The sequence below is a fragment of the Microbacterium umsixpiens genome (assembly GCF_053543675.1).
In genome coordinates this window covers 2,698-5,117 of sequence record NZ_JBLVOH010000175.1, presented here as the reverse complement: position 1 = coordinate 5,117, position 2,420 = coordinate 2,698, and the positions used below count along the sequence as shown (strand labels likewise).

The 2,420-nt window shown below is 70.1% G+C and carries 3 protein-coding genes; all 3 read right to left on the bottom strand.

What is annotated here, in order from left to right; translation table 11 throughout:
• Nucleotides 1–20: 20 nt before the first annotated feature.
• Nucleotides 21–788 (bottom strand): tyrosine-protein phosphatase, encoded by a 768-nt coding sequence (locus tag ACNPM4_RS16790; protein WP_448986440.1) that lies wholly within the window; start codon nucleotides 786–788, stop codon nucleotides 21–23.
• Nucleotides 785–1,636, bottom strand: coding sequence for a phosphonate ABC transporter, permease protein PhnE (gene phnE / locus ACNPM4_RS16785; protein WP_448986439.1), 852 nt, complete (start codon nucleotides 1,634–1,636; stop codon nucleotides 785–787). Before phnE ends, ACNPM4_RS16790 begins: the two co-directional genes overlap by 4 nt.
• Nucleotides 1,620–2,420, bottom strand: an 801-nt coding sequence (locus tag ACNPM4_RS16780; protein ID WP_448986438.1) for a phosphonate ABC transporter ATP-binding protein, incomplete at its 5' end; no start/stop codon positions are given. The genes ACNPM4_RS16780 and phnE, both read right to left, overlap by 17 nt.

The following is a 2,420-nucleotide window of genomic DNA, read 5'->3' as shown; positions in this document are numbered from 1 at the left end:
GGCGTCCGCCGTCAGAACCGTCACGCGGCGAGCGCCCGCTCGCGCAGCCGGGCGATCGTGGCATCCGAGAGTCCCGCGTCGCGCAGCGGGGTGAGCGGGTCGCCGTGCTGTGCGCGGAGGGTGTCGAGCAGGCTGCGCATCGACAAGTCCATCGACCCCTCGAGCAGCGACGAGGTCTTCCCGAGCGCGTCGGCGTCGAAGCCCAGCGCCTTCCACATCGCGCCCATCACGGGTGCGGTGCGCGCCATGATCGCGACCATGTTTTCGCCGGTGCGGGCGTAGTCGGTGACGATGTCGTCGTCGGCGGCGCCGAGGGCGAGCAGCAGCATCGCCGCCAGCACACCCGTGCGATCGCGACCCGCTGCACAGTGGAAGGCCGCAGCCCCCGGCGTGTAGGCGATGACGTTGAGCGCGATCACGAGCTGCGGCGCCGCGCCGTCCACCATGCGCTGGTACATCAGGCCCATCGCCTCGTGGGTGAGCGCGGGCTTGTCGCGGTCCATCGACTCCCCGACATCCGCGATCAGGGGCAGGTGGTGGTACGCGACCGGATGCTCGGCGAGCGGTCCACGTCCCGTCACCGAGACCTCGAGCGGCGAACGCAGGTCGATGATGGCGGTGAGTCCGCCCGCGACGAGGTCGCCTGCGACCTGCGCGGTCACGTAGGCGAGGTCGTCGGTGCGGATGGCGAGCCCCTCGCGGAGCACGCCGCCGTCGATCGCGATGCCGCCGAGATCGCGCAGGTTGACCGGTGCGCTGAGGACGAGGTCGGTGTCGATGAGGGTCATGTGATTCTCCTTCGGATGAGGGCGCTGCCCTGGTCGATCGCCGTGACGAGCATGATGATGCAGATGATGATGGCGCTGAGGTGGCCGTAGTCGTACATGCGCATGGCGGTGGTCAACTCCAGACCGATGCCGCCGGCGCCGACGAGGCCGAGGATCGTCGCCCCGCGCACGTTCCCCTCGAACAGCAGCAGTGTGTACGAGGTGAGCAGGGGCGCGGCCTGCGGCAGGATGCCGTACTGGATGACCTGTCGCTTCGAGGCGCCGACGGCCTCCATCGCGACGACGGGCCCGCGGTCGACCTGCTCCATCGCCTCGGCGAAGATCTTGCCGATCGAGCCGATGGAACCGAGCGTCATGGCCAGGATGCCGGCGAAGGGTCCGAGCCCGACGGCCGAGACGAACATGAGCGCGAACACCAGGTCGGGCACCGAGCGGATGATGTTCATCATCCAGCGCGTCGGGTAGTACAGCCACTTCGGCGCGAGGGTGGACGTGGCCCCGAATGCGACGAGGAGCGACAGCACCGCGCCGAGCACCGTGCCGACGACCGCCATCTGGAACGTCTCGAGCAGCAGCGCGAGGATGGTGCCGATGTTCGAGAAGTCGGGCGGGAACAGGCGCGACAGGAACTCACCCATGTTGATCGCGCCCTCGCCGAGCTTCACGAAGTTGAACTCGGCGCCGTTGAACGACCAGAGCAGCAGCAGGAACGCGACCGGCAGGCCGATCAGGAACCGCGTCCGCGGCACCCGGAAGGCACTTTCGAGCCGGGCGCGCTCGGCCGGATCCAGCGTCGCGCGCGCGGTGCGGTCCGCGCGGTCTGCGCGGGGTTCAGTGGTCGTGGTCATCGCCGTCCTCCTCGTCGTCGTAGAGCGGGCTCAGGGCGGCGGCATCCAGCTGCGAGGTCGCCCCCGAGACGAGCATCTCGCCGTGCCGCAGCCCGACGATCCGGTCGCTGTGCGCGAGGGCGAGGGGCAGCACGTGCAGGCTCACCAGCACCGGGATGCCGTCGTCCGTCGCGATCTCGCGCAGCAGTTCGAGCACCGAACCCGCGAGCTTCGGGTCCAGCGAGGCCACCGGCTCATCGGCCAGGATCACTTTCGGCTGCTGCATGAGCGCCCGGGCGATCGCCACGCGCTGCTGCTGTCCGCCCGAGAGCGAGCGGGCGGGGGCGGATGCCTTGTGCGCGATGCCGACCCGGTCGAGCAGTTCGAGCGCCCGACGGCGGTGCGCGGTCGAGAAACCCCCGGCCAGGTTGATCGGCCCCGCGCCGTGCAGAGCCCCCGTGAGCACGTTGGTCATGACGCTGAGACGGGGGATCAGGTTGAACTGTTGGAACACCTGCCCGACCTCGGAACGCAGCGTGCGCAGCTCGCCGCGGGCGAGATTCGTGACGTCGTGCCCGGCGACCCGCACCGTGCCGGCCGAGATGGGCGCGAACCCGGTCAGGCTCCGCATCAAGGTCGACTTGCCCGAACCGGAGGCCCCGAGCAGAGCCACCATCTCGCCCGGGAACAGGTCGAGGTCGACGCCGTCGAGCACGGTGTTCTCGTCGTACGCCACCTGGAGGCCGCGCACGGTCACGAGCGGCAGCGCCTGGCGCAGCTCGGCGGTGGGGGTGCGCGTTTCGTC